Origin of the sequence: Edwardsiella sp. A.80236 (genome assembly GCF_044540725.1) — a bacterium.
Lineage (GTDB): Bacteria > Pseudomonadota > Gammaproteobacteria > Enterobacterales > Enterobacteriaceae > Edwardsiella > Edwardsiella tarda.
The window spans coordinates 1-4,414 of sequence record NZ_JBIUCY010000042.1 but is presented as its reverse complement, the minus strand read 5'-3'; the positions used below and the strand labels follow the sequence as shown (position 1 = coordinate 4,414).

Here is a 4,414-nt window from a genome sequence, read left to right as displayed (position 1 = left end):
AGTGAAACGCCGTAGCGCCGATGGTAGTGTGGGGTCTCCCCATGCGAGAGTAGGGAACTGCCAGGCATCAAATAGAGGAAAAGCCCCACGCTGATGCGTGGGGCTTTTTCTTTTTCTGTTTCTGTCGTTTCTTACCGTCTCTTACCGTCTCGACCTTACCTATACGAGGCGGATTTCCTCGCCTGCGATGATTTATCCACGGTTTGTCGCTGATAATCGGGTAGACTAGAGTCTGTTTAGTCAGGATGAGATAGTCGTTTCATGTCCAAGCCCCTTACATCACTTAGTGAATATACCACCTTTGCTTTGCCGGCTCAGGCTGAGCGGATCGTGCAGGCGGATAGCGCTGCTGCGTTGCTCATGCAATGGCAGTCGGCGCAGGCGCGCCAACAACCTGTTCTGATCTTAGGCGGCGGGAGCAACGTCCTGCTGATGGAAGATTTTGCCGGCTGCGTGATCCTTAATCGTATTCTTGGCATCCAAGTACGCGAGGAGGCGCAAAGCTGGCATCTGCATGTCGGTGCGGGTGAAAATTGGCATGACTTGGTGCGTTATACGCTCGATCACGCGATGCCTGGTCTCGAAAATCTTGCCCTGATCCCCGGTTGTGCTGGGTCGGCCCCGATTCAAAATATCGGTGCCTACGGTGTCGAGTTCCAGCATGTCTGTGAGTATGTGGATGTGCTGGATCTACGCAACGGCGATCAGCAACGCCTGTTAGCCGATGAGTGTGCCTTCGGCTACCGTGAGAGTATCTTTAAGCATGGTTACCGTGATGGCTATGCGATCATCGCGGTAGGCTTACGCCTGAACAAGTGCTGGCAGCCGCATCTGAGTTATGGTGATCTCGCGCGTCTCGATGTAGCTACGGTAACGCCGCGAGCGGTGTTCGATGCGGTTTGTCAGATGCGGCGAAGCAAGCTCCCTGATCCCGCGCAGAGCGGTAATGCGGGGAGTTTTTTCAAGAATCCTGTGGTGGAGGAGGCGACAGCCTTAGCGATTCGTCAGCAGTATCCACAGATGCCTTACTACCCTCAGCCTGATGGCCGAGTCAAGCTGGCTGCGGGATGGCTCATTGACCGTTGCGCCCTGAAAGGATGGCGGATCGGCGGTGCGGCAGTACATCGCCAGCAAGCGTTGGTCTTGATCAATGAAGAGCATGCGACCGCCGCCGATATGATTGCGTTAGCGCGCCATGTACGTCAGCGCGTCGGCGAGACTTTCGCTGTCTGGTTAGAGCCGGAGGTACGTTTTATCTCTGCTCAGGGTGAGGTGGATGCAGTGGGGGTGCTAGCATGAGAGATATTACGGTTCCGTTGAAGTTGATCGCCTTACTGTCCGACGGCGACTTCCATTCCGGTGAGCACCTTGGTGAGTCACTGGGGATGAGTCGCGCCGGGATCAATAAACACATCCAGACGCTACGTGATTGGGGTATTGATGTCTTTACCGTCCCTGGAAAAGGTTACTGCCTGCCCACACCGATGCAGTTGCTGAGCGCTGAGGCGATCACAGCCCAGTTGCCACATGCTAGGGTGACCGTATTACCGGTAGTCGACTCCACCAATCAGTACTTATTAGATCGCATCAGCGAGCTGCAATCTGGCGATGCTTGCGTCGCCGAATACCAACAAGCTGGGCGTGGTCGTCGTGGACGTCAGTGGTTTTCTCCCTTTGGTGCGAATCTTTACCTCTCCATGTATTGGAAGCTGGAACAAGGGCCCGCTGCGGCGATGGGGTTAAGCTTGGTTATCGGTATTGTGATGGCCGAGGTGCTGCGTGAGCTGGGTGCTGATGGGGTAAAGGTAAAGTGGCCGAATGATCTTTACCTCAACGATCGTAAGCTAGCCGGGATCCTTGTCGAGTTGACGGGAAAGACCGGTGATGCGGCGAATATCGTGATCGGTGCCGGGATCAATCTGATGATGCGTAATCCTGACGCTAACGTGGTCGATCAGCAGTGGATCAACCTACAAGAGGCGGGGGTCACTATCGATCGTAATCGTCTGGTCGCCTGCCTACTAGGACGGTTGCGTGCCACGCTCACCGAGTTTGAGTTACGTGGCTTGGCGCCATTTATTGCGCGCTGGCGTGCGCTGGATAACTTTATCGATCGCCCGGTACGGTTGCTGATTGGCGAGCAGACCATTCATGGTATTGCCCGCGGTATCGATGCTCAAGGGGCATTATTATTGGAGCGGGACGGAGTGGTGACCCCTTTTATCGGTGGTGAGATTTCATTGCGGGCCGGTTGAGTGGCGATGGGGGAGCATGGCTCCTCCATCATCAGTGAAGGGATAGGCGTCGGGACGACTTATTTACGTAGGCGAACACTCTCTATCGCGTGATTGCAGCCCTTGGTCATAATCAGGCTGGCGCGTTCACGGGTCGGTAGGATATTTTGCCGTAGATTTAACCCATTGATCTCTTTCCATAGCCCACTGGCGATGGCGATAGCCTCAGACTCCGGCAATTGCGAGTAGTGGTGGAAATAGGAGTCAGGGTTAGTGAAGGCCCCCTCGCGAAATTTCAGAAAGCGGTTGATATACCAGGCCTGTAATTGCTCTTCGGCGGCGTCGACATAGATCGAGAAGTCGACAAAATCAGAAACAAAGACCCGATGCGGATCATGTGGATAATCCATGCCGCTCTGTAGGACGTTTAATCCTTCGAGGATCAGAATATCTGGACGCTCGATGACCTTATCGCCATCGGGTACTACATCGTAGATCAAGTGAGAGTATTGCGGTGCGCTAACCTGTGCCACGCCGGATTTAATGTCGGAGACAAACTTCACCAGGCGGTGCATATCATAAGATTGCGGAAAGCCCTTTTTCTTCATTAGGCCACGCTCCTGCAACACCTTATTCGGGTGCAGGAAGCCATCGGTGGTAATCAATTCGACGCGGCGGTGTTCCGGCCAACGACTGAGCAAGGCCTGGAGTACACGTGCCGTGGTACTTTTGCCGACGGCAACACTACCCGCAATACCGATGATGTAAGGGACGCGTGGATTGTGCGTACCAAGAAATTTCGCTAACACGGCCTGACGACTGACACTGGAACTGAAGTAGAAATTCAGTAGGCGTGAGAGCGGCAAATAGATCTGGGCAACCTCATCCAAAGAGAGATCTTCATTAATACCCTTGAGACGGGTAATTTCGTCTTCGCTCAGCGTTAATGGGACGGCGTTACGCAATGCCGCCCACTGTTGGCGATCGAATTGCAAGTATGGGGTCGCCAGGGATTGCTCTTTCTTCATATGCCCGTGTCTGCCTGTCAGCGCAAGATGGAAACGGCGCGGACGCCAACTCCAGAGAAATCGAGTCGCTTATTATAGACAGCTTCGCTTAGGGTGCAGCGCTTTTTTCCTAAAGTTGCTGCAATCTGTCCGTGGAGACGGGAACGGGTGGCCTGCGGTACCGTGGTGAGCCGTGAGCCGTGAGCCGTGAGCCGTGAGCCGTGAGCCGACACGAGCGAGAGTGGCAAAGGTAACGTACAGCGTGCGATTCAGTGGGGAACAATAGGCTTTCTTCTTCCCCTGCTTTGGACTATGCTTGTGCGCGATGTGTTGCTGCGAACGATATACACCTGCTGTATCGAAGCGATGTAGTAAGGTGGAACTGCCTACTTTGCGTGTTTTATGAGCGAAGAGGCGTAAAATCGAATTTTTTTGTTGCATCGCTGACGATCACTACCTAGAATGCGCGCTACTTGATGCCGGCTTAGCTCAGTAGGTAGAGCAACTGACTTGTAATCAGTAGGTCGCCAGTTCGATTCCGGCAGCCGGCACCATCAAGTACAACAATCCGGTGTGGTGGGGTTCCCGAGCGGCCAAAGGGAGCAGACTGTAAATCTGCCGTCTCAGACTTCGAAGGTTCGAATCCTTCCCCCACCACCATTTATTCAGCCTTAGTAATAGGGCTTGGAGTGTAGGTTGTCGATACGCTCCAGAATACAGCGGTACGAACAGTAATGTCGGCCGGTGTAAACTCTACAGAACAATCAGGTAGCCGGGTTCAGGTGCGGGCATCGTATAATGGCTATTACCTCAGCCTTCCAAGCTGATGATGCGGGTTCGATTCCCGCTGCCCGCTCCAAACATGTGCTGATATGGCTCAGTCGGTAGAGCGCACCCTTGGTAAGGGTGAGGTCCCCAGTTCGATTCTGGGTATCAGCACCATCTCTCTTTTCCCCCTTCTGGTTTCTCTGTAATAAATTTCAGCAAGCATAATAGACAGCATTCAGCGATATATGCTTGGTTGATGTGGTGATATCACCGATTTATCCGTGTATTAGAGGGACAATTAATGTCTAAAGAAAAGTTTGAACGTTCAAAACCGCACGTTAACGTCGGTACTATCGGCCACGTTGACCACGGTAAAACTACCCTGACCGCTGCTATCACCACCGT

4 protein-coding genes and 4 tRNA genes are annotated in these 4,414 nt (G+C 53.3%); 7 read left to right on the top strand and 1 reads right to left on the bottom strand.

The annotated features are described in order from the left end of the window. The first annotated feature begins 261 nt into the window (after positions 1-261). The gene (gene murB / locus ACEQFP_RS17250) at positions 262-1,299 is read left to right on the top strand and encodes a UDP-N-acetylmuramate dehydrogenase (protein WP_005280507.1); all 1,038 of its coding nucleotides are present in this window, start codon (positions 262-264) and stop codon (positions 1,297-1,299) included. After that, on the top strand, positions 1,296-2,255 hold the full coding sequence (birA, locus tag ACEQFP_RS17245; protein ID WP_005280505.1) for a bifunctional biotin--[acetyl-CoA-carboxylase] ligase/biotin operon repressor BirA: 960 nt from the start codon (positions 1,296-1,298) through the stop codon (positions 2,253-2,255). Before murB ends, birA begins: the two co-directional genes overlap by 4 nt. Before the next feature lie 59 nt (positions 2,256-2,314). Here the strand turns inward: birA and coaA are convergent, their stop codons facing one another. Beyond that, positions 2,315-3,262 carry a type I pantothenate kinase gene (coaA, locus tag ACEQFP_RS17240; RefSeq protein WP_005280503.1) on the bottom strand — a complete coding sequence of 316 codons (948 nt, stop codon included), beginning with the start codon at positions 3,260-3,262 and terminating at the stop codon, positions 2,315-2,317. 457 nt (positions 3,263-3,719) lie between these two features. On the opposite strand from coaA, the gene ACEQFP_RS17235 reads away from it, so the two are divergent. The 5 genes from ACEQFP_RS17235 to ACEQFP_RS17215 form a co-directional block, all read left to right on the top strand. Further along, positions 3,720-3,795 (top strand) — tRNA-Thr (locus ACEQFP_RS17235). Positions 3,796-3,816: 21 nt separating this feature from the next. Beyond that, positions 3,817-3,901 (top strand) — tRNA-Tyr (locus tag ACEQFP_RS17230). Between the two features lie 124 nt (positions 3,902-4,025). Then, a tRNA-Gly gene (locus ACEQFP_RS17225) sits at positions 4,026-4,100 on the top strand. A gap of 7 nt (positions 4,101-4,107) precedes the next feature. Further along, positions 4,108-4,183 (top strand) — tRNA-Thr (locus ACEQFP_RS17220). Between the two features lie 127 nt (positions 4,184-4,310). Continuing rightward, the coding region (locus ACEQFP_RS17215; RefSeq protein WP_227953900.1) for a GTP-binding protein at positions 4,311-4,414 on the top strand (104 nt) is incomplete at its 3' end.